Below are 21,647 nucleotides of genomic sequence, written 5' to 3'. Positions count from 1 at the left end.
TTGCCACATGTCCAAAAAGTTATTGTTGCTCGACAATTACGATTCCTTTACCTATAACTTGGCCCATTCTCTCGAGGCCCTACGGGCCGATGTCTACGTTCGAAGAAACGACGAACTCTCCGTTTCTGAAGTGGACGAATACGACTATTTGGTACTGAGTCCCGGTCCCGGACTGCCGAAAGATGCGGGACTGATGCCCGAGATTATAACCACTTACGCCGGTAGAAAACCAATACTCGGAGTTTGCTTGGGCTGTCAAGGATTGGCTGAACTCTATGGTGCAGAGCTGTACAATCTACCGGACATTCAACACGGTCAGCCCATTTCTTTAAGTTGGTCCAAAGACGGGCGATTATCGGAATGCATGGAGGTTCATCCCGCCGTAGGCGGTCTTTATCATTCTTGGGCAATTGATCGATCAAACCTTCCTGAATCCATCAAGGTGTTGGCCGAGGATGATCGCGGCGTTCTGATGGCTTGGGAACACACCTCAGAACCGACCTGGGGCGTGCAGTTTCATCCAGAGTCCATCATGACGGACCACGGGAAGGAGCTTTTGAAGGCTTGGTTAGAAGTCTCCGAATCCTTTTCGGTGGGTCACCTTTAAGTCTTGAAGAATAGGTGCTTTGACACCTACGTGGAAGTTGTAGCTCTGCTGGATTCCGAAAGGCACCCAGCTAAAGCGCATTTCCCAGCTGTGCAAGTCGCGATAGATATCGAGGGTGGTGTAGGTCAATTGGCCCGATTCAAAGTCAAATCCCGAGGTAAAGCCAATCTTCCAATTCGGAGTTAAGCTGAAATCACCATTGAAGCTAAGGGCCTGAGTAATGGTCTCCGTAGTGGTGGGTTTGCTGTAGCTGAGTTTGTAGTTGGCGCCGAATTTCCAGGGAATACTGAAGTCCACATAGCCATCGGGGGGTAGGGCCACAAATTCGCCCGAGGCCTGTTGCTGCAACATTTCGGAAGGGAATCGACTTTCCTTGCCCTCCACGCGTTTCTTGCTCTGGAATCGAAAACCAAAGGCCAGGTTGATCGAGGTAAGGCGCATGAGTTTGCGTTGGGTCTCCCACATAAAGCGATCCACCTTCTTTCCCTCGGCGTCTAGGTCATAAAAGTCGAAGGCACCATCGAGCCGTATGGTCACTTTGTTTTTCAATATCCGTGTTCGACCATTGAACGAGAAGGGCGCCCACTTCAAGCTATCCGCGGCCATGTTGTAGCTGGTTCCGAATTGGAAGCTTTCGATGAGGTTGATCTTTTGGAGCTCTCCGGTGGTGTCGCGTTTGGACATCACCTTGGCGTCCAGGTTGTTGATGATCTGAAAGCTGACGGTTCCCGAACGCCCGGATGGCGCCGTTCCGAAGATTCCCTGTTCATAGTAAGAGTAGGTGACCGTATCTCCATCCCCGTCGATGTAGAAATCGTACATGTTCCAATTGGGCTCGGAGAAATCAGGGCGGTAGCTGAAACGAACCGATGGGGTAATGACATGGCGCATCGCCCGGAGCCATCCTCCGCGGTATTGCCACATGCCGTATAGTTTGGTGGTAATGCCCGCAGATACATTGAAATCTCTTGCGGCACCGAACTCCTGAATGGTATCCGTTTCAACCCTTGCGCTATCCGTGTTGTAGCTTCGACGGATTTGACTGAAGTACCAGCGTTCGTTGTAGGTTGCCGAAGGACTCACGGTGAAGTGGTTCAATACCTTGAAATTGGTCGCAATGGGAATATTGTGACGCATCCCGTACTCGAACTCATTCAAGGTTTGGGGGCGGAACAGAAGGGAATCGTAAGTGTCGAGTTGGTTTCGTGCATCGAGTCGATACTGAACACCGATCTTCTCGTACCATTTCTTACCCCCTACAGGACTGCGGCGTTCGAAAGGGTAGAAGCGTTGTACGTTGAAGCTGACGTCCGGCAGCGTTACGCTAAAGGCTCGAGTTTTGGTGTTCTGATTATGTCGGGCAGATGCCGTCAGTGACCAAGGCTGATTCGGATTGTTGTAGGTGTAGCTAATACTCGAGGTCATCTGGTTGGTCAAGAAGTCCCCGGGATTGGTTGTGTTTTGCTGGAAGTACTGGCTAGAACCTAGGTTCACAGAGGCCGTAAAGCGGGAATTGGGTCGAGCCTTAGGGTCTTGGTTATGGGTCCAGTTGATGTTGAATTCGTTGGATCGGCTGTAGGTAGATGGAATGTCGATATCTCCTTCTTTGATGACCGTATAACTCAAGCGGAAGTTTCCATTATAGGCGTAGCGTTTTCGGTAATTGGAATTGGCGTACAATGCCCAACCCCCGCGAGAGTAGATGTCCCCGGTCAAGGATAAGTCCATGTAGTCATTCATGGCCCAATAGTACCCTCCTCCGCGCAAGTAGAATCCTCGTCGGTTGTTTTCTCCATAAGTGGGCATCAAAATACCACTGGCACGCCCACTTTGACCTGGGAAAACGCCAAAAGGAACAGCCAAAGGGGTGGGTACATCTGCGATGACCATGTAGGCGGGCCCAGTGATGATCTTGTCGTCCGTGACCACCTTGATCTTATCGGCTTGTATGTAGTAATCGGGTGGGTTTCGATCGTCTGTCGTGAATTTTCCATCCCGAACATAGAGAATGTCCTCATTGACCTTTTTGACTTTATCACCGTACAGGTAGCCTTCGCCTTCCATGGTAACGACATCCTTGATTCTCCCTTTTTGGGTTTCAAAGTTGTAGGTCATTTCGGCCGCATCATAGGTCTTTCCGGCCTGTGTAAATATGGGTAGCTGGGTTATTTCCCCAGTACTGTCCGGTATTCCACGGGCATATAAGAGGTTATTGGACAAGTCGAATTCTATGTATCCAGCTTCTAATTTGATGTCCCCGTAAACCACAACCCCTTGGTTGTACATATAGATTTTGTTCTCGGCAACGTTAAGATAGTTGGAGTCCAGTGCGTCGTATTCTACACGGGATTGCAGAAAACCAGTAGGAACTGCAGTGGCGGTATCCGCTAAAGTCAGTGAATCCGTGTAGGCGCGAAGAGAGTCGCTGTAGGCATACAGCGAGTCATCCACCGCGAAAAGTGAGTCCACAAAAGTGCTCGTAGAGTCCGGTCCATTCGTTTCATTCACCTGTGCCGATACGTCGGAATACGGCAGGAGAAATAAACATAGGACTATGGAAAACTGGAGTATTGTGGGCCAAAAGCGCACGGGCAAGTGTCGTAAGTTTGTATCAAACCGCGGTGCCGTCAAAGGTACGTATTAAAAATAGTCCGATAGTGAAACGCCTATTGCTGCTGATTCTTGTGACCCTGGCGGTTCCTTTGTTGAGTTTCATGGAACCCGCGAATGATCCCGACAAGATCGAGCGTGTCGTGATTGATGCTGGTCACGGAGGAAAAGATTCTGGAACGCACAATCTAAGCGGTCCCAAAACATACGAGAAGGATGTGTCCTTGTCGGTTGCCCTAAAACTCGGGGCTTATATTGAGGAAAACCTCCCTGATGTAGAAGTGATCTACACGCGTCGAACCGATGTGTTCCTCGAGCTTTGGGAGCGCACACAACTCGCCAATAGAGTCCAAGGAGACATCTTTATTTCCATTCACTGTAACGGAGTTTCGCGCACCGATGCCTACGGAACCGAAACCTGGACCATTGGAATGCACAAAACCAATGCACAGCTTGAAGTCGCCAAAAGAGAAAATTCGGTCATTCTCTTGGAGGAGGATTATCAAGACAAATACGCAGGGTTTGACCCTAGTGCTCCTGAGAGCTACATTGCATTGAGCTTGAATCAGCGAAACTTTATTGACCAAAGCCTGGAATTAGCCAGCAATATTCAATACCAATTCCGGGAGCGGGTTAAGCGGCGTGATCGAGGGGTTAAGCAAGCCGGGTTTTACGTCATTTCCCGCACCGTTATGCCATCGGTCTTGGTGGAGCTCGGTTTTTTGAGTAATCCCAAAGAGAAGGACTTCCTCAAGTCTGAAGCGGGTCAGGATTACATGGCGTCCGCCATCTATCGGGCTTTTAAGCAGTATAAGCTGGATCGGGAATCCGGAGTAGAGCCGGGACAGAAGCGGGAGCCAGAGAATATCGCGCCGCAAGGCGCAACACCAGTGGCTTCTGAAATTAAAGAAATGGAAAATGAGGAACCCGTCGAGCGAGATTTGATTTACCGAATTCAATTGGCCACGCTTTCGTCTCAAGTTCCGCTCAGAGATTCGCGTTTTCAGGGCTTGTGGCCTCTGGTCATGATGGAGTCCAACGGGTACTACAAATACGCTTATGGAGCGTGTGGAACTATGGAAGAGGCACAGAAATTGAAGTCAGAAGCAATAGAGCGAGGCTTTTCTTCTGCCTTTGTGATTGCCTATTACAAAGGGGACCGAATTTCCATCGAAGAAGCCCGTGCCTACGAGTCTAAACCCTAAGGTTGTTCGCCCATTAATCGCTATTATTGCGTAAACGCTTAATACCCCCAGTTTGAAGATTTCTAGAGAGACTTATATCGGGTTGATTGCCGTGGCCACCATTGCGCTTGCCGTGTGGGGATTCAATTGGCTCAAGAAAAACGATGTGTTTTCGGATGAGCGTGTTTTTTACTCCGTTTATGAGACTGTCGATGGGCTCATTAAAGACCGTCCGGTTACCCTCAATGGCTTTCAGGTGGGGTATGTGAAGGAAGTGGGTTTTCATCCAGATGGAAGTGGAAAGCTCTTGGTGTCTTGGTCCATGCAGGATGATTTTCCCATCTCGCAAAATGCCGTTGCTGAGATTTATGCCCTGGATCTGCTCGGAACCAAAGCAATTAAAATCAATCTAGCCGAAGGACCCATTGCGGCCACGGGAGATACATTGACCGGAGCGACGGAGCTTTCCTTGCAGGATGCGGTGAATCAGGAAGTGGCTCCAATCAAGGCGAAGGCGGAAGACCTTTTGAATAGCTTGGACAGTGTATTGGTCTACGTACAGGCCTTTTTTGACAAGGAATCGCGTAGTCAGTTTGAAAATACCTTTGCGGAGGTCGAGGCGACCTTTACGGCTCTTCAGCAAACCATTCTGTCCATCAACCGGGTAGTTACCGGGAATGAGCAAAGTTTTAACAACATCATTGTCCATTTGGACAGCATAACAGAAACTCTTGAAGGGTCTGAAGAGGACTACGCTCGTCTGATGTCGAACTTGGCGAATGTTTCTGACTCTCTAGCGCAGGTGGACTTCATTTCTACCATGGAAAACTTAAATTCTGTTATGGCGCGGATAGATTCGCTTACGGCCCGAATTGAAGCGGGAGAGGGAACATTGGGAAAACTGTCCCAAGACGAAGCACTCTACGACAACTTGGCTCAGAGTACCGAAGAGCTTTCGGAACTCTTGTATGATTTGAAAATGAATCCTTCTCGATACGTTCGATTCTCGGTTTTTGGCGGGAACAAAGGTTATCAAGAGCCGGTTGAAGAAGATAAAGAAGAGGAGTAATGCACTTTGGACTAGCCAACATCATTTTTATCGCCTTTTTGGGTGCCGCAATCTTTTTGTTTGCCCGAAATGTGGGGCGGATTAGACGAAACATTAAACTGGGAAAGGACGTCGATCGCACCGATAATCCTAGTGCCCGTTGGGCTGAGATGACTCGAGTGGCCCTTGGGCAAAGTAAGATGGTACGAAGACCCGTTGCCGGTTTTCTTCACATTGTGATTTACGCCGGATTTGTCATCATCAATATTGAAGTTCTTGAAATTATCATTGACGGTGTATTGGGAACGCATCGAGTATTCGCCTTCCTCGGTCCTCTTTACGACTTCTTGATCGGGGCTTTTGAAATCCTTGCCCTGGGCGTATTACTGGCTTGCGTGGTATTCCTGACCCGCCGCTACATTTCTCAGATTCCTCGATTTTGGAATAAGGAAATGAAGGGGTGGCCAACGAAGGATGCGACGATCATTTTGGTTGCCGAGATTCTCTTGATGCTGGCCTTCTTAAAAATGAATGGGGCAGACCTCGTTCTTCAAAGCCGTGGAGTAGAGCACTACACCGCTGCGGGATGGTATCCCATTAGTTCATGGATGATGGCTCCCATTCTTTCGGGCTTCTCGGACAGTTGGTTGATCATGGTGGAGCGCGGTGCATGGTGGTTCCACATCATCGGAATCCTGGCCTTTTTGAACTACCTAGTCGTTTCTAAGCACTTCCACATTATCCTGGCGTTCCCCAATGTTTGGTTCTCCAACCTAAAAGCAAAAGGGCGATTCACGAATATGCCGGAGGTGACCAAGGAAGTCAAAATGATGATGGACCCCAATGCAGATCCATTTGCTGCTCCAGCAGAAGGAGCAGAGCAGCCCGGTCGATTTGGTGCCAAGGATGTGATGGACCTGAACTGGGTTCAGTTGATGAACGCTTACAGCTGTACGGAGTGCGGACGATGTACCAGTGCCTGCCCGGCCAATCAAACGGGGAAGGAGCTTTCACCGAGAAAGATCATGATGGACACCCGCGATCGCTTAGAGATTGTTGGAAAGAATATTGACGCCAACGGAGGAACCTTCCAAGACGACGGTTCTTCTTTATTGGACGGTCACATTAGCCGAGAAGAATTGTGGGCATGTACGAGCTGTAACGCTTGTGTGGATGCCTGCCCCATCAATATTGACCCACTCTCCATTATTGTGGATATGCGCCGATACTTGGTGATGGAAGAATCAGCAGCTCCGAGTCAATTGAATGTAATGATGACCAATGTGGAGAATAATGGAGCGCCTTGGGCCTTTTCCGCTGCGGACCGATTAAACTGGAAAGATGAGTGATCAGGAATTAATTCCTTTAGAAGACGAGCTGGGAAATCACCTAAGTCCAACCTTGCCCAATAAGGTAAAGAACTACCTTATTGATATCGATGGAACCATTTGTGACGATATTCCCAATGAAGAACCAGAACGGATGGCGACGGCGGAGGTATATCCAGATGCCCTGGCCACCTTAAACAAATGGTATGACGAAGGACACATCATCACGTTCTTCACCTCACGAACCGAGGATCATCGCGAGGTAACCACAGATTGGCTAGACCGACATGGATTCAAGTACCATGGATTGTTGATGGGTAAACCGCGTGGGGGAAATTATCATTGGGTCGACAATCATTTGGTACGCGCGACCCGTTATAAAGGCCGTTTTACGGACTTAGTGGATAAAGAAGTTACGATACAAGTATTCAAAGGAGATCATGAGTGAAGGATTGAACGTACGGACGATGGCCGAAATGATGGCCGCAGGTGAAACACCGGAAGTCCTGTTTTGGGTAGGATGCGCCGGAAGTTTTGATGATCGAGCTAAGAAGATCACGCGGGCATTTGTCAAGCTCTTGAATAATGCTGGAGTTTCTTTTGCCGTCCTCGGAACCGAGGAGAATTGTACGGGAGATCCGGCCAAGCGCGCTGGAAATGAATTTCTTTTCCAAATGCAGGCCATGATGAACATCGAGGTCTTGAACATGTACGAGATCAAGAACATCGTGACCACATGTCCTCATTGCTTCAACACCTTAAAAAATGAATACCCGGAGCTGGGTGGCAACTACGACGTTCAACACCACAGCCAGTTCCTCCAAAAGTTACTCAATGATGGTCGCTTGACCATTGAAGGCGGTGAATTTAAGGGTAGACGAATCACTTTCCATGACCCGTGCTATTTAGGTCGGGCGAATGACGTCTACGAAGCTCCACGGGAGTTGATTCGCAAGTTGGATGCTGAGCTCGTAGAAATGCGTCGCTGTAAGTCGAACGGTTTCTGTTGCGGCGCTGGTGGTGCTCAGATGTTTAAAGAGCCAGAGAAGGGCAATAAGGATGTCAATATTGAGCGTACGGAAGAAGCTCTGGAGACCAAGCCGGACATCATTGCGGCGGGATGTCCTTTCTGCAACACCATGATGACCGATGGTGTGAAGAACGCAGAGAAAGAAGAAAGTATTAAAGTTTACGATATTGCAGAAATACTAGCTACTGCAAAAGACCTGTAACATGTACGTGCCCTTTTCTGAAATGCCCGATCATGCTCGCGTTTGGTTCTACCAATGTGATCGAGCCATGACTGTTGAGGAAATTGAAGTCATCAGTGCCTTTCTCCTCAATTTCACGGAACAATGGACTGCTCACCAGAACGATCTAAAAGCGTCCTTTACCGTCCTGTACGATCGTTTTATCATTTTGACGGTTGATGAGCGTCAAGCAGGTGCTTCAGGATGTAGTATTGACTCCTCCGTCCGAGCCATTCAAGGAATAGAAAAGGAGTTGAATCTGAGTTTATTCGACCGTACCATCATCCATTATCGAGATGGTGAAGGAATTGGGACCATGAATTTATCCGCCTTTCAAGAAGCCTTGGCCAATGGTCAGGTGACCGACGAGACCATAGTCTTCAACAACATGGTTGAAAGTGTAGGAGATTTGAACCAGAACTGGGAAGTTCCAGTCAAACACAGCTGGCACAGCCAGCTCATGGCTTAAAAACGGACTTTACTTCGCCGTAAAGCCTTCTTTTCCGCCGAGAATCTGAAAGTATAGTTTAAAATCGGAAGCCAAACTCCACAGTGGGTATTGGAAGGTGGCTGGTTTGTTTTTCTCGATGAAGAAGTGACCAATCCAAGCCCAGCCATAGGCCAGGACTACACCCATGAGGAACAGCCATCCATTACCCATGACTAGGCTGTAAAGCACCAAGAGAATGAACAGCGAGGTACCGATAAAATGGGTGATTCGGGTCCCTCGCTTACTGTGTTCTGTCAGGTAGTACGGGTAAAATTCCTTGAAGGACTTGTAGACTCTTTCTGCCATAGTTTCTAAGTGCTTGCACTAAAGATAAAAATTTGATCAGGGCGAGGCAAAGTTCTGTACAATGTAGACCATTGGAATTTCATCAGGAAACTGCCTTTGATCAAGGGCATAACCCATACCGAGGTATTCGTAATTGGGGTTCAGCAGGTTTTGTCGGTGACCTTTAGAACCCATCCATTTGTCTGTGACGAACTCCGCAAAGGAGTAGTAGGTGTGCAGCTCTAGAGGCTTCTTTTGACTGTCGAGCCAATCATAAGTTCCATCGTCGTTCTCCTGGATAAAGTACTTCGCTCTCATCTTGCTGATGCGATAGGGGGAGAATTCAGCCAGGTTTTCACCGGTATATTGCACTTCTGGCCATTGGGCTTTTATCCGATCAACGGGTGTCCGAAGCGACTCATTGTGCGGATGAACATGCCCAAAGAAATCAAAGCTGGCCATTTCTCCGGCGTAACCTGTGGCCGTGAAATCCAAGTTTTTAGAGTACTCCAATTTTTGGAGACCCCGCTTCATGCGTATTTGATTTAGTGCTTCTTGGAAAGAGCGATCTAGGAGCTCCTGATCAAGCTGATCAATCTTCAGCAAGGTCGATCTCGCTCGGCTCTCCCAACTCTTCGGGCTCAACCGATCCTCCTTCGACGGATTCCAGAGGTGGGGGAGGGACCAACTGCTCACGAGGATCCACGTAAATCCCATAACGATCCAATGGACGCCAAGCGCCTTTCCAGGCAAACCCCTCCAAATACCAAGACGAGGGTTCAAGCTCTTGCGGCGGAATGAGGTCCGACGAGGGTTTGTTGATGAAGGAGATACTGTGAATGTCATTGTCGCGCAAATAGATATGCATATCCGAGCATTCCGTCTTGTTGATTCCGATGAAATCCCCGTCGTCTTCCAGAACGAAATATATGGATTGTCCATTGCCCTTTACGTTCAAACGGTACAACTCTTTTTCGTTGAACAGGCCAATCATCCTTTTTCCCTTGATCTGCTGATACTTCAAGCTGTCCTCTTGAGCCACAATAAAGGCCTCTCGATCTATGAACATGGAATCCAAACGCGAGGCCCGCATTTTCACACGTATGCTGTCTCCTGTGATTTGATTGCGGTCCGACCACATGATGGGGTCACGATAAAGATGAATCAGGCTGTCTCGTTCCGTATAATGGAGTGAATCACACTGACCTTGCATACTGTTTTGAAAGAACCGGGTAAAAGGATAGCTCGAAAGTCGAGATGCATTGGTGGTATCCGTAGACCACAGCAAGGTATCGGCATGGAGGTACATGGAATCTCCGCCAAAGTCCAATACGGCTGTAGGCAGTCCCCATAGCTTCCCTGACTTGTTGGCCTCGAAGTATACCCCGTAGTCGCCAATAATTCGGACACCCTCGGCTGTGTCTAGCAGCTCTACCGAACAGAATCCTCGACCCAGACCCGCAATTCGATCATAAAACAGAGAATCACCACTCAGTTCTGCCGTTTCATTAGTCATCACTGCATTCTCTTGAAACTGTGCCTGATCTTGACGAGTGTCGTACCAACCATTCTCGCAGTAAATGGTCGACTCATCATTGTAGATATACGTTGGGCCGTAGAAGTAGGCCACTTCAGTTGCTGAATTATAGAAAAGAGTATCACTCTCCATCAGGTAACTCGGGTGCTCGAGGCGAAACGCTGTCCCTAAAAAGAACTCATCTCGGTCCATATCGTACCGCCCGCGACGACTATACAAGTCTTTATCCCCATCCTTGATGAAACCTTCAGTAAGGTAGTAGGCGAGGTTTCTGTTTCGATCCCAATCGAGCCTCTGCGTCCGCAAGGTGAGCCCCCCATTGTCCAAGATGACGTTTGAGTAGGCCATCGCGCGCTTCGTGTTTCCTTGGTAGTACAAACTATCGCAGCGCAGATCTGCCGAGTCTCCGACAATGCGAACATTGCCGTACATCCGCGTATCGTTCCTTGTCTTATCCAGCATAGCTGAATCGCAGTACAAGAGCGTGCTTTCTTGCTTGAGGATCACATTGTCCGTCAAGTACTGCCAGTTCTTACCGCCCGTGCGATCACCAGCCAGTGTTCCTGCTTGAACAATCTCTAATTTGGTTTGGCCTACGGCCCGATGATTCGCCGCGCAGACCAGAATCAGCATCAATCCGGCGATGAGCCATCTCGTATCCGTAAAGAAACCCAATCGGTTCATTCCACAAAGGTGCAAATAAAAAACACCCCTCTACCAACGTAGAGGGGTGCTGCTTTATTGAGAAGCCTTCGGTTTAGGCGTTCACATTCAATTTTGGTGAAGCGCTTAAAATGGCTGCGCTACATCCTTCTTCAAATTGCTCAAAGTTCTTCAAGAATTTCTCGGCAAGAACATTCGCTTTTTGATCATAAGCTCCTTTATCGCTCCACGTGTTGCGCGGATTCAGAACTTCGTCTGGAACATTTGGGCAGGTCTTTGGCATGTGCAATCCGAATACATTGTGCGTTTCGTATTCCACATTGTCCAAGTCGCCTTCCATGGCTGCCGTAATCAAAGCTCGAGTGATCTTGAGACTCATGCGTTCTCCAACGCCAAATCCTCCACCAGACCACCCGGTATTGACAAGCCATACGTTCACTCCCGCTTCTTGCATCTTCTTGCTCAACATCTCTGCATACTTTGTTGGATGCAAAGGCATGAATGGAGCTCCGAAGCAGGCGCTAAACGCGGTCACCGGATCGGTAATCCCAGCTTCAGTACCCGCCACCTTGGCTGTATAGCCACTGATGAAGTGATAGGCCGCTTGCTCTGGACTCAAACGCGCAATCGGAGGCAGGACTCCAAAGGCGTCACAGGTCAAGAAGAAAATGTTCTTCGGATTGTGGCCAATACTGGGAACAATGATGTTGTCAATGTTGTCCAGCGGATAGCTCACACGCGTGTTTTCCGTGATTTCCGTGTTGTGGTAATCCACTTCATTGGTTCCCGGCTTAAAGCGAATGTTCTCCAGCAAAGCGCCTTCTTTCACAGCGTGGAAAATTTCCGGCTCGTTCTCTTCGGTTAGGTCAATGGCTTTTGCGTAGCAACCGCCTTCGAAATTGAAGACCGTGTTCTCATTGCTCCAACCGTGCTCATCGTCACCAATCAATTGACGATTGGGATCGGCACTCAGGGTTGTTTTACCCGTTCCTGATAGACCGAAAAAGATTGCGGTATCTCCATCCTTGCCTACGTTCGCTGAACAGTGCATGCTGAGCGTATTCTTCATATGAGGAAGAATGAAGTTCAGGGCGGAGAAGATTCCTTTCTTGATTTCCCCAGTATATCCCGTCCCTCCGACCAAGGCAATTTTCTTGGTGAAGTTGAGGATGGCGAAATTGTGTTGGCGTGTATGATCTACTTCAGGATCCGCCATGAATCCCGGAGCATTGATGACGACCCACTCAGGATCGAAGTTTGCAATTTCATCTTCCGTTGGGCGAATGAACATGTTGTACACGAACTTATTCGACCAAGGGTACTCGTTGATGACGCGAAGTCCCATTTTGTAATTTGGATCGGCACAAGCAAAGGCATCGCGCACATAAAGCTCCTTTCCCGAGAGATAATCAACGACCTTGTTGTAGAGCGCATCAAAGTGATCGGGCTCAAAAGGGATGTTGATATCTCCCCACCAAACAGCATCTTTTGTGATGTCGTCTTTAACGAGGAAGCGGTCTTTAGGTGAACGTCCGGTGAATTCGCCGGTGTCAATGGTGATTGCTCCAGTAGAGGTGTATTGGCCCATGCCTTTGTCTACTGTGATTTGAGCTAGGGTTTTCGGGTCGAGGTTCCAGTGAGCGGTGGCATCTTTAATACCGTAATCTGCGACGGTCGCATGTGCCGCTTTTGTGCCCTTTTCCGTCATAATCAGTAAGGTTGGTTACACTTGATTAAAGAACAAATGTAGGCGAATATTGACCGGATTCCGAAGCTTTTTGTCCTAGTTTTTCACATTCAAAATGTGTACTTTTCACACTAAGCACGGCCTTTCCAGGCCCCTATGAGGAGCACCACCCACGCTGTGATCAGCAATAGCCCGCCCAAAGGTGTGATAGGCCCCAACCAGGACAAACCGCTGAGTCCTGTAGCCGATCGAGTGGCCAGCAAATAGATACTCACGCTAAACAGAACCGTCCCCCAACTTATGAGCTGAAGACCCAGTCGAAGCATTCGTTCATGTATGTGGTCTGAAACGGCTATCCAAGCGAGAATGGCGAGGGCATGGAACATTTGATAACGAACGCCGGTCTTAAAGCTTTCGAGCGATTCAGAACTTAAAACTTCTTCCAATGCGTGAGCGCCTAATGCTCCGAGTAAAACGCCTGTGGCTCCGAATAGGGCGGCTCCAATGAGGTACTTTTTCATGAATTGTGGAATTACTGTTCGAAACTAAGAAGCGATTATCATCTACAAAACATCTCAACTTAAATATATTCGCTGTCATGAAGCAAATTACCGTCATCGGAGCAGGTCGCTCGACCATTAGCTTGATAGAATACTTGTTGAGCAAAGCGGAACGTCACGATTGGCACGTATGTGTGGTCGATCGGGACGTCGCCTTATGCCGTGAAAAAGTAGGTGATCATCCTCGCGGAGAGGCAAGGGCATTTGACGTTGGCGACGGATCGGCCCGCAGGGCCTTAATCGAAGAAAGCTATGTAGTGGTCAGTATGCTTCCGGCGCACATGCACGTGCCTGTAGCGGAGGACTGTATTGAAACGGGGACACACATGGTGACGGCCAGCTATATATCGGAAGAAATGAAGGCCTTGGATGAAAAGGCCAAGGCGTCGGGATCCATTTTAATTAACGAGATAGGCGTAGATCCAGGGATTGACCATTTGAGCGCCATGCAATTGATCGACCGAGCGAGAAACGCAGGAGCAGAAATTTTGCTCTTTGAAAGCTTCACGGGCGGACTTGTTGCACCGGAATCGGACAATAATCCATGGAACTATAAATTTACCTGGAATCCGCGTAACGTCGTTTTGGCCGGTGGAGGTGGAGCGGTTAAGTTCAAGCAAGAAGGCAAGTACAAGTACATTCCGTACCACCGCCTTTTCCGCAGAACGGAATTCATGGAAGTCGGGGAGTGGGGGCGATTTGAAGCATACGCGAATCGTGATTCACTGAAATATCGGTCCGTTTACGGGTTGGAAGATGTGCCTACCCTGTATCGAGGCACCATGCGCCGACCGGGATTTTGCCGCGCTTGGGACACTTTTGTCAAGTTGGGCATGACTGATGATTCCTATGTGCTGGAAGGAACGGAAACCATGACCTTTCGCCAGTTCACCAATACCTTCTTGGCCTACAACCCCAATGACTCTGTAGAGCTCAAGCTTATGCATTACCTCAAACTAGACCAGGACGACACCTTGATGGATAAGCTTCGTTGGTTGGATTTATTTGAGGATATCACCATTGGCAAACCCGATTTGACTCCGGCTCAAGTGTTGCAGCTCATCCTCGAGCGAAAATGGACCTTGGCTCCTGAAGACAAGGATATGGTCATCATGGTGCACAAGCTCGGGTATCGACTTAATGGACTGGAAGTCCAAATCAACAGCCATATGGTCTGTAAAGGAGACGATGCACAGCGCACGGCCATGGCCAAGACGGTTGGCCTACCCGTAGCTATTGCGGTGCGTCATATCTGCGAGGGAAACATCACAACTCCAGGCGTACAGATTCCGATTACCCCGGAAATCTATGAACCGATGCTGCAAGAACTGGCCGAGTACGGGATTGAATTCCTCGAGGAAGAAGTCGAGTACCGAGGCTACTAGAGGTAAAAGTCCTTCGTGAGTTCCCGATGTTCGGGACTGTGGCTATTGCCTTCATGAATGGCCATGGTGTTTTGTTCCAATTCCCGTGGCTCCTTACTCCATTGCAAAAGGGCCCGATTAGTCGATTTGCGCCCCTTTACTAGCGTTTGGCGCCACAACTTCCACCCACTAGCTGAACTCCAATGCAGCGCCTCATCCAACCGGTCTGAGGGCCAAACAATGGCCATCGAAGCCTTTTCTGTGCTGCGCTCATAGGAGAGCTTAAACAAGTTCTCGGGCCCAAGTTCAGTCTCTTGACGCGCTTGTTTTCGCGCTCCATCGGGCATCCCCGCATGAATGTGGTAAAAGGGCGGATTGCTAACCATCAAGTCCGCGAGCTCAACATCACCGGCGTCCTGCCATCGTCCTGGAATCATGGAACAGCGGTCCGCAAAGGGACTCATGGCCATATTCTCTTGGCCCTCACGGGCCGATGCGGCATCCAGCTCAAAGCCAATCACTCGTGCGGCAGGAACTCTTTGCGCCAACATCAGTCCAATGAGTCCGGTGCCGCTTCCTACATCGTGGATGACGGCTGTTTGCTCCGGAATACGAACCCAAGCGCCAAGTAAAACGCCGTCCGTGCCCACCTTCATGGCAGAGTCGCGATGACGAACAGAAAACTGTTTAAAACGGAATATATCGGACATCAGTCGAGGTCGCGATCTTCATCTTCAGATGGACCAACGTATAGGGCGATGAGGCCCTCTGGGGCATCGACCCGTAAGGTCTTGGCTTCACGATCCACCTCGCGGATCAATTCATCGAGTACAGGGATCAGAACCTCCGTCCCACTGTGATCAATCACGAGTAAATCTTGGGCGTTGCCTTCGCGAACATCGCGGATGGTTCCGACCGAGCCGTATTGGCTATCGATTACCTCGAATCCGACAACTTCGTGGTAGTAGAAATCTGTTCCCTCCAGATCGGGTAAGAGGGCCAGAGGCAACCACAAATCGGATCCAACCAAGCGCTCTGCGTCCTGCTCAGAATCCACGCCCTCAAAGTGTACCCGTACAAAGCCTTTATCCTCCATGGAATAGGCCTCAAAAAAGAAAGGAACCAGTCCGGTCTTTGTTTCGACCAGTACTGATTCCAATTCTTGATACTCTTCCGGATAGTCAACATCAAACCGAAGTTTGAGGTCGCCTTTGTATCCGTGCTTTTTGACGACTCTACCGAGGTAGAAGCAGTCTTCCTTACGCATCTTCTTTTTTAGCTTCAGCGTCATCACCTTCTGCTTCTGCAGCAGGTGCTTCTTCAGCAGCAGCTTCCTCAGCTGGCGCTTCTTCAGCAGCAGGTGCTTCTTCAGCAGCAGCTTCCTCAGCTGGCGCCTCTTCAGCAGCAGGTGCTTCTTCAGCAGCCGCTTTCTCAGCTGGCGCTTCTTCAGCAGCAGGTGCCTCTTCAGCAACAGCTTCCTCAGCTGGCGCTTCTTCAGCAGCAGCTTCTTCAGCTGGCGCTTCTTCAGCAGCAGCTTCTTCAGCTGGCGCCTCTTCAGCAGCAGCCTCAGCTTCAGCAGCGGCAGCTTCCGCTTCAGCAGCAGCTTTCGCTTCCGCCTCTGCTTTAGCTACTTCAGCAGCTTCTTCTTCACGCTTAGCTTTCTCAGCATCGCGTTGCGCTTGGATTGCGTCCTGCTTAGCTTTGCGGTGTGCATCAGCCTTAGCAGTAATCTTTCCTTCTTTCTCTGCCTTCCAAGCTTCAAAGCGCTCTTGCGCTTGCTCTTCAGTCAAAGCGCCCTTTTTCACGCCTTCCAACAGGTGCTTGCGAAGCAAGATACCCTTGTATGAAAGGATCGCGCGGGCAGTGTCACTTGGTTGAGCACCCTTCATCATCCAGTCCAATGCACGATCATCGTTCAAATCGATAGACGCAGGATTGGTGTTTGGATTGTACACACCGAGTTTTTCAATAAAGCGACCGTCGCGCTTTGCGCGTTTGTCAGCTACTACGATGTGGAAGATGGGAGCGCCTTTACGGCCGTGACGTTGCAAACGAATTCTTGCAGACATATGTGTTAGATTTTGAGGAACACGTCCTCGGTTACTAAATTTTTGAGCGTGCAAATATCTGAATAATATTCCTGAATCAGAAGACTTTAGACTTTATTTATTTTCCTGTATTTCAGTGCCTGCAGCACGATGTTTCCCTTCCCTCAAGCGCTTTTCAATTTTTATCAACACCACTAGTACATCGTTTTCGGTCGTAGTACTTTAGTAAGATGTATCTAGTCTTCGACACCGAAACCACCGGTTTACCCCAGAATTTTAACGCACCGATCTCAGATTCAGACAATTGGCCTCGCTTGGTTCAATTGGCTTGGCAACTCCACGATGATCAGGGATACCTCATTCATGCGCGCAATGAAATCGTGTATCCGGATGGATTCGACATTCCGTTCAACTCGGAGAAGATTCACGGAATTTCAACAGCGAAGGCCCGTGCGGAAGGGCGGCCCTTAAAAGACGTCCTCGACGAATTCTATGCCGATGTAGCTCAGGCCTCCCATGGAGTCGGCCATAACATCGAATTCGACTACAACATCGTTGGAGCTGAATTGTGGCGGATGGATCGCCATGATGATGCCGAGACCTTTATGGCTTTACCGCCCATAGACACCAAGAATGATGCAACTACTGAGTACTGTGCCATTCCGGGTGGAAAAAGTGGTAAGTTCAAGTGGCCCACGCTTTCTGAACTGCACAATAAGCTCTTCGACAAACCTTTTGATGAAGCCCACAATGCGGCGGCGGACGTGGAAGCGACGGCCCGATCCTTTTTCCGCCTCGGTGAACTTCGCGTCATTCCATTAGAGAAGCCCTTGGCTAGTGACTTGATGGAGCACTTGGCCAAAAAGGCTAAGGAAATCCTGAAAACGGTCGACAAGCGATCGGCCGCGGACACGGACGGAGGACTGTCCTCCTCGTCTTCAGGAGATGACCATGGAATTGAGGTTCCGTACAGTCATCTGCACAATCATACGAGTTTCAGTGTCCTTCAAAGCACCATTAAAACGCAGGAATTGGTCACCATGGCGGCTGAGCAAGGTATGCCCGGTGTGGGGATGACCGACAACGGCAACCTAATGGGTGCTTATCACTTTACAGCGCAAGTCGCCGCCCACAACAAGACCATTGCAGAACACAATGAGAAAGTGGCCGCTGGTGAAGCGGAAGGGGAGAAGCCCCTCTTAAAAGGTGTAGTTGGATGCGAGTTAAACGTCTGTAAAGACCACACAAACAAAGAGGTAAAAGACAATGGTTCGCCCATGGTTTTCTTGGCCAAGGATCGAGCGGGATACCTCAATTTGGCTAAGCTCAGTTCTCATGCCCACATCGATGGCTTCTACTACGTTCCGCGTATCGATCGAGCGTTGGTCGAGAAGTATAAGGAAGGCTTGATGATCTTGACCGGGAGTCAATACGGTCTATTGCCCTCCTTGCTCCTTAACGTTGGTGAAAAACAGGCCGAAGAAGAGTTTCACTGGTGGCGGGAACAGTTTGGCGAGGATTTCTACCTCGAGCTCTGTAACCACGGACTAGAGGAGGAGAAACGAATCAATGAGGTCATGTTGCGCTGGTCTAAGGACTACGGTGTCAAGGTGGTCGCCGCAAACGATGTGTTCTACGGGGCACAGAAAGACGCGAATGCACAGGACATTTTGCTTTGCGTCCGGGACGGTGCCAAGCAGAGCGACCCGATCGGAAAGGGGCGCGGATTCCGATACGGACTGCCCAATCAGGAGTATTACTTCAAATCGCAGGATGAAATGAAAGCCTTGTTTTCGAACCTCCCTGAGGCCATCGAAAACACCAATGAAATTCTGGGCAAGGTGGAGAACTTCACTCTCGCCCAAGACGTCTTGCTTCCCGCTTTTGACATTCCCGAGGAGTTTCGCGATCCCTTGGACGAACAAGACGGGGGCAAGCGCGGGGAAAATGCCTACCTACGTCATTTGACCTATGAAGGGGCCAAGGAGCGCTGGGGAGAAGAACTCAACGATGAAATCCGCGAACGACTGGATTTCGAACTCGCAACGATTGAGAATACGGGCTATCCGGGGTACTTCTTGATTGTCCAAGATTTTACGGGGCAGGCTCGGAAAATGGGTGTGAGCGTAGGGCCCGGTCGAGGCTCCGCTGCCGGCTCTGCCGTGGCCTATTGTGTGGGGATTACCAATGTAGACCCCATCAAGTACGACCTGCTTTTTGAGCGATTCTTGAATCCGGATCGGGTATCCCTGCCGGATATTGATATTGATTTCGACGATCGAGGTCGAGACAAGATTATTGAATGGGTGGTCGACAAATACGGATATCATCAGGTCGCCCAGATCATTACCTACGGTACGATGGCCGCTAAATCCGCCATTCGCGATGCCGCGCGCGTACTCGACTTGCCCTTACCGGATGCGGACCGTTTGGCCAAGCTTGTTCCCGACACTAAGCTGCGCAAGCTCTTCGGCTGGACCGATAAGGAAATGAAGGATAAGCTGCGCAGTGAGCAAATAGGCATGGCTCAAGAGCTCCTGAAAATTTCAGAAGGATCTGACCTCATGTCCGATACCTTGAATCAAGCGCGCATCTTGGAAGGATCGGTGCGGAATACGGGAATTCACGCCTGCGGGGTCATCATTACTCCATCTCCTTTGACCGAGCACGTGCCCATGACCACGGCCAAGGATGCCGATCTATTGGTGACTCAATTCGACAACTCGGTCGTAGAAAATGCCGGTCTGCTCAAGATGGATTTCTTGGGACTGAAAACCCTGACCCTGATCAAGGACGCCATTGCACTAGTGAAGCAGCGCCACGGGGTAGAGATTGATCCAGACGAAATTCCACTAGACGATGAAAAGACCTACGAGCTTTTCCAGCGTGGCGAAACGGTGGGGATTTTCCAGTACGAGAGTCGAGGAATGCAGAAGTACATGAAGGAGCTGGTCCCTACTCAGTTCAGTGACCTCATTGCGATGAATGCCCTGTACCGTCCAGGACCGCTGGAATACATTCCGAATTTCATTGCTCGAAAGCACGGTCGTGAGCCCATTACCTACGACCTCGAGGACATGAAGGAGTACTTGGAAGAGACCTATGGAATTACGGTCTACCAGGAGCAAGTGATGCTACTGAGCCAAAAGCTCGCGGGATTTACCAAGGGTGAGGCAGACGTCCTTCGTAAAGCCATGGGTAAGAAAATCTTTGCCCTCCTAGAAAAGCTCAAACCCAAGTTCCTAAACGGGTGCGCCGAACGAGGTCACGATACCGAAGTGGCCGAGAAGGTATGGAAGGATTGGGAAGCGTTTGCGGCCTATGCCTTTAATAAATCGCACAGTACCTGCTATGCCTATGTGGCCTATCAAACGGCCTACCTCAAGGCAAACTACCCGGCCGAGTTCATGGCGGCGGTGCTGTCCAACAACTTGAACAACATCAGCGATGTGACCTTCTTTATGGAGGAGTGTAAGCGCATGCAAATCCCGGTCCTGGGGCCGCACGTCAACGAATCCGATTATTATTTCACCGTAAATGATGAAGGAGCCATTCGATTCGGATTGGGGGCTATTAAAGGAGTAGGGGGTGGTGCAGTAGAGGCCCTGGTTGCCGACCGTGAAGAAAACGGCTCCTATTCAAGTATTTTTGACCTGTGCAAGCGCTTAGATCTCCGTACGGTGAACAAGAAGACCTTGGAAGGATTGGCCTTGGCCGGCGCTTTTGATGGTTTTGAAGGACACCACAGAGCCTTATTCTTCTATGAGGATGGAGACGGACGATCATTCTTGGAAAGAGCTATGCGCTTTGGAAATGCGGTACAACAGCAAGCAGCAAGTGCTCAAGCGAGCTTGTTCGGCGGAACGGATGATATGGAGATTCCAGAGCCCATCCTGCCGCAGGCAGAACCCTGGGATAAAATTGAGGCGCTTCGAAAGGAAAAAGAAGTGGTCGGTATCTTCATAACGGGTCATCCTTTAGATGATTTCAAGGTGGAGATGGAGTACTTCTGCAATTCCCATTTGGGCTACTTTAAGTTTCCGGAGAAGAATGTTGGCAAAGAAATGCGCGTTGCGGCCATCATTACTTCCGTGGAGCATTTAACGACCAAGACGGGTAAGCCTTGGGGTAAATTCACTCTTGAGGATTACCACGATAGCCATGAATTCCGTGTATTCTCTGAGGATTACCTCAAACTGCGGCATATGCTGGTGCCCGGTAGTTTTGTTTATGCGCGCATTCGAATTGTACAGCGGGAGTGGGTGAACAAGCAAACGGGAGATCGGACCGTGCGCTTGGAAGAGAAGATCGCTCACATCGGTTTGTTGCAAGAAGTCATGGAACAGTCAGATAAAGGACTTTTCCTCACCATACCATTGAGTAATTTAGCACCGACATTCAACGATCAGCTGGAAGCAGTTTTGAAGCGCCACCACGGCAAACAGAGTGTGAAAATGCGGATAGTAGATGCGGAAGAAGAGCTTTCGGTAGAGATGCCGGCGCGCAAATTTCGGGTCGATGTCAATAAAGAACTTCTATCGGAATTAGAAGAAATAAAAGGTCTGGAGTTCACGTTAAAGTGAACAAAGTGCGACCTTGCGGATTAGTTTAATTGAGTTAATTTTGAGCGGCTCACGAGCCACCTAAAAAGTTTAAAAGCATGGCACTGGAATTAGATCAAAGCAACTTCGATACCATCATCAATTCGGACAAACCAGTATTGGTGGATTTCTGGGCAGAATGGTGCGGACCATGTCGCATGGTAGGACCCATCGTCGAAGAATTGGCCAACGACTACGCGGACAAAGCGGTCGTCGGTAAAGTAAATGTGGATAACAACAGCGAGATTTCCATGAAGTACGGAATTCGCAACATTCCTACGCTTCTCGTCTTCAAAAACGGTGAAGTCGTTGATAAGCAAGTAGGAGTGGCCCCGAAAGAAGTACTGGCAGGGAAATTGGATGCTCAGTTATAATAGGGAAAATT

Annotated in this window: 19 protein-coding genes; 10 read left to right on the top strand and 9 right to left on the bottom strand. The window is 49.4% G+C overall.

What is annotated here, in order from left to right:
* The first annotated feature begins 7 nt into the window (after positions 1 to 7).
* The gene (locus HZ996_10950) at positions 8 to 607 is read left to right on the top strand and encodes an aminodeoxychorismate/anthranilate synthase component II (protein QTN39634.1); all 600 of its coding nucleotides are present in this window, start codon (positions 8 to 10) and stop codon (positions 605 to 607) included.
* Here HZ996_10950 and HZ996_10945 read toward each other — a convergent pair.
* Entirely contained in the window at positions 569 to 3,115 is a 2,547-nt protein-coding gene (locus HZ996_10945) for an LPS-assembly protein LptD (GenBank protein ID QTN39633.1), read from the bottom strand. The genes HZ996_10950 and HZ996_10945 overlap by 39 nt on opposite strands.
* 149 nt (positions 3,116 to 3,264) lie before the next feature.
* Between HZ996_10945 and HZ996_10940 the strand changes: the two genes are divergently transcribed.
* From HZ996_10940 to HZ996_10915, 6 genes are read left to right on the top strand one after another with little or no spacing between them, the layout of a single operon-like run.
* Positions 3,265 to 4,422 carry an N-acetylmuramoyl-L-alanine amidase gene (locus HZ996_10940; protein QTN39632.1) on the top strand — a complete coding sequence of 386 codons (1,158 nt, stop codon included), beginning with the start codon at positions 3,265 to 3,267 and terminating at the stop codon, positions 4,420 to 4,422.
* Positions 4,423 to 4,474: 52 nt separating this feature from the next.
* Positions 4,475 to 5,470 carry an MCE family protein gene (locus HZ996_10935; GenBank protein ID QTN39631.1) on the top strand — a complete coding sequence of 332 codons (996 nt, stop codon included), beginning with the start codon at positions 4,475 to 4,477 and terminating at the stop codon, positions 5,468 to 5,470.
* Positions 5,470 to 6,798: a (Fe-S)-binding protein gene (locus HZ996_10930; protein QTN39630.1), complete on the top strand. Its 1,329-nt coding sequence runs from the start codon at positions 5,470 to 5,472 to the stop codon at positions 6,796 to 6,798. Before HZ996_10935 ends, HZ996_10930 begins: the two co-directional genes overlap by 1 nt.
* Positions 6,791 to 7,225, top strand: coding sequence for a phosphoheptose isomerase (locus tag HZ996_10925; GenBank protein QTN39629.1), 435 nt, complete (start codon positions 6,791 to 6,793; stop codon positions 7,223 to 7,225). The genes HZ996_10930 and HZ996_10925 overlap by 8 nt, the downstream gene beginning before the upstream one ends.
* Positions 7,218 to 8,009: a (Fe-S)-binding protein gene (locus tag HZ996_10920; protein QTN39628.1), complete on the top strand. Its 792-nt coding sequence runs from the start codon at positions 7,218 to 7,220 to the stop codon at positions 8,007 to 8,009. The genes HZ996_10925 and HZ996_10920 overlap by 8 nt, the downstream gene beginning before the upstream one ends.
* 1 nt (position 8,010) lies before the next feature.
* A complete protein-coding gene (locus tag HZ996_10915) occupies positions 8,011 to 8,496 on the top strand; it encodes an ABC transporter ATPase (protein QTN39627.1) in 486 nt (161 codons plus the stop codon).
* A 9-nt stretch (positions 8,497 to 8,505) separates the two neighbouring features.
* Here HZ996_10915 and HZ996_10910 read toward each other — a convergent pair whose 3' ends face one another.
* From HZ996_10910 to HZ996_10890, 5 genes are all read right to left on the bottom strand, one after another.
* A complete protein-coding gene (locus HZ996_10910; GenBank protein QTN39626.1) occupies positions 8,506 to 8,823 on the bottom strand; it encodes a DUF962 domain-containing protein in 318 nt (105 codons plus the stop codon).
* A 36-nt stretch (positions 8,824 to 8,859) separates the two neighbouring features.
* Complete coding sequence (locus HZ996_10905; GenBank protein QTN39625.1) at positions 8,860 to 9,336, bottom strand: hypothetical protein; 477 nt, start codon at positions 9,334 to 9,336, stop codon at positions 8,860 to 8,862.
* Between the two features lie 58 nt (positions 9,337 to 9,394).
* Entirely contained in the window at positions 9,395 to 11,023 is a 1,629-nt protein-coding gene (locus tag HZ996_10900) for a hypothetical protein (GenBank protein ID QTN39624.1), read from the bottom strand.
* Between the two features lie 73 nt (positions 11,024 to 11,096).
* On the bottom strand, positions 11,097 to 12,710 hold the full coding sequence (pckA, locus tag HZ996_10895; GenBank protein ID QTN39623.1) for a phosphoenolpyruvate carboxykinase (ATP): 1,614 nt from the start codon (positions 12,708 to 12,710) through the stop codon (positions 11,097 to 11,099).
* A 110-nt stretch (positions 12,711 to 12,820) separates the two neighbouring features.
* Positions 12,821 to 13,210 (bottom strand): DUF423 domain-containing protein, encoded by a 390-nt coding sequence (locus tag HZ996_10890; GenBank protein QTN39622.1) that lies wholly within the window; start codon positions 13,208 to 13,210, stop codon positions 12,821 to 12,823.
* A gap of 77 nt (positions 13,211 to 13,287) precedes the next feature.
* Here HZ996_10890 and HZ996_10885 point away from each other — a divergent pair, with 77 nt between their 5' ends.
* Complete coding sequence (locus tag HZ996_10885) at positions 13,288 to 14,634, top strand: saccharopine dehydrogenase NADP-binding domain-containing protein (protein QTN39621.1); 1,347 nt, start codon at positions 13,288 to 13,290, stop codon at positions 14,632 to 14,634.
* On the opposite strand, the gene HZ996_10880 is transcribed toward HZ996_10885, so the two are convergent.
* Genes HZ996_10880 through HZ996_10870 form a run of 3 tightly spaced genes read right to left on the bottom strand, consistent with a single transcriptional unit; the run spans position 14,631 to position 16,682 of the window.
* Positions 14,631 to 15,323 carry a methyltransferase gene (locus tag HZ996_10880; protein QTN39620.1) on the bottom strand — a complete coding sequence of 231 codons (693 nt, stop codon included), beginning with the start codon at positions 15,321 to 15,323 and terminating at the stop codon, positions 14,631 to 14,633. The two genes, HZ996_10885 and HZ996_10880, sit on opposite strands and share 4 nt — an antisense overlap.
* The gene (rimM, locus tag HZ996_10875; GenBank protein ID QTN39619.1) at positions 15,323 to 15,880 is read right to left on the bottom strand and encodes a 16S rRNA processing protein RimM; all 558 of its coding nucleotides are present in this window, start codon (positions 15,878 to 15,880) and stop codon (positions 15,323 to 15,325) included. Before rimM ends, HZ996_10880 begins: the two co-directional genes overlap by 1 nt.
* Positions 15,873 to 16,682 (bottom strand): 30S ribosomal protein S16, encoded by an 810-nt coding sequence (locus HZ996_10870; GenBank protein QTN39618.1) that lies wholly within the window; start codon positions 16,680 to 16,682, stop codon positions 15,873 to 15,875. The genes rimM and HZ996_10870 overlap by 8 nt, the downstream gene beginning before the upstream one ends.
* Before the next feature lie 209 nt (positions 16,683 to 16,891).
* Between HZ996_10870 and dnaE the strand changes: the two genes are divergently transcribed.
* Positions 16,892 to 21,244 carry a DNA polymerase III subunit alpha gene (gene dnaE / locus HZ996_10865; protein ID QTN39617.1) on the top strand — a complete coding sequence of 1,451 codons (4,353 nt, stop codon included), beginning with the start codon at positions 16,892 to 16,894 and terminating at the stop codon, positions 21,242 to 21,244.
* A gap of 77 nt (positions 21,245 to 21,321) precedes the next feature.
* Positions 21,322 to 21,636 carry a thioredoxin gene (gene trxA, locus HZ996_10860; protein ID QTN39616.1) on the top strand — a complete coding sequence of 105 codons (315 nt, stop codon included), beginning with the start codon at positions 21,322 to 21,324 and terminating at the stop codon, positions 21,634 to 21,636.
* Positions 21,637 to 21,647: the final 11 nt, after the last annotated feature.

This window comes from Cryomorphaceae bacterium (genome assembly GCA_017798125.1).
Lineage (GTDB): Bacteria > Bacteroidota > Bacteroidia > Flavobacteriales > ECT2AJA-044 > ECT2AJA-044.
The sequence above is the reverse complement of the archived record's forward strand: the minus strand, read 5'-3'. Positions and strand labels throughout refer to the sequence as shown.

Bases quoted from the DNA above. Each gene is read 5' to 3' on its own strand.
- HZ996_10950 (QTN39634.1), top strand. From the start codon at position 8: ATGTCCAAAAAGTTATTGTTGCTCGACAATTACGATTCCTTTACCTAT.
- HZ996_10930 (QTN39630.1), top strand. From the start codon at position 5,470: ATGCACTTTGGACTAGCCAACATCATTTTTATCGCCTTTTTGGGTGCC.
- HZ996_10925 (QTN39629.1), top strand. From the start codon at position 6,791: ATGAGTGATCAGGAATTAATTCCTTTAGAAGACGAGCTGGGAAATCAC.
- HZ996_10920 (QTN39628.1), top strand. From the start codon at position 7,218: ATGAGTGAAGGATTGAACGTACGGACGATGGCCGAAATGATGGCCGCA.
- HZ996_10915 (QTN39627.1), top strand. From the start codon at position 8,011: ATGTACGTGCCCTTTTCTGAAATGCCCGATCATGCTCGCGTTTGGTTC.
- HZ996_10910 (QTN39626.1), bottom strand. From the start codon at position 8,823: ATGGCAGAAAGAGTCTACAAGTCCTTCAAGGAATTTTACCCGTACTAC.
- HZ996_10905 (QTN39625.1), bottom strand. From the start codon at position 9,336: ATGAAGCGGGGTCTCCAAAAATTGGAGTACTCTAAAAACTTGGATTTC.
- HZ996_10900 (QTN39624.1), bottom strand. From the start codon at position 11,023: ATGAACCGATTGGGTTTCTTTACGGATACGAGATGGCTCATCGCCGGA.
- pckA (QTN39623.1), bottom strand. From the start codon at position 12,710: ATGACGGAAAAGGGCACAAAAGCGGCACATGCGACCGTCGCAGATTAC.
- HZ996_10890 (QTN39622.1), bottom strand. From the start codon at position 13,210: ATGAAAAAGTACCTCATTGGAGCCGCCCTATTCGGAGCCACAGGCGTT.
- HZ996_10885 (QTN39621.1), top strand. From the start codon at position 13,288: ATGAAGCAAATTACCGTCATCGGAGCAGGTCGCTCGACCATTAGCTTG.
- HZ996_10880 (QTN39620.1), bottom strand. From the start codon at position 15,323: ATGTCCGATATATTCCGTTTTAAACAGTTTTCTGTTCGTCATCGCGAC.
- rimM (QTN39619.1), bottom strand. From the start codon at position 15,880: ATGCGTAAGGAAGACTGCTTCTACCTCGGTAGAGTCGTCAAAAAGCAC.
- HZ996_10870 (QTN39618.1), bottom strand. From the start codon at position 16,682: ATGTCTGCAAGAATTCGTTTGCAACGTCACGGCCGTAAAGGCGCTCCC.
- dnaE (QTN39617.1), top strand. From the start codon at position 16,892: ATGTATCTAGTCTTCGACACCGAAACCACCGGTTTACCCCAGAATTTT.
- trxA (QTN39616.1), top strand. From the start codon at position 21,322: ATGGCACTGGAATTAGATCAAAGCAACTTCGATACCATCATCAATTCG.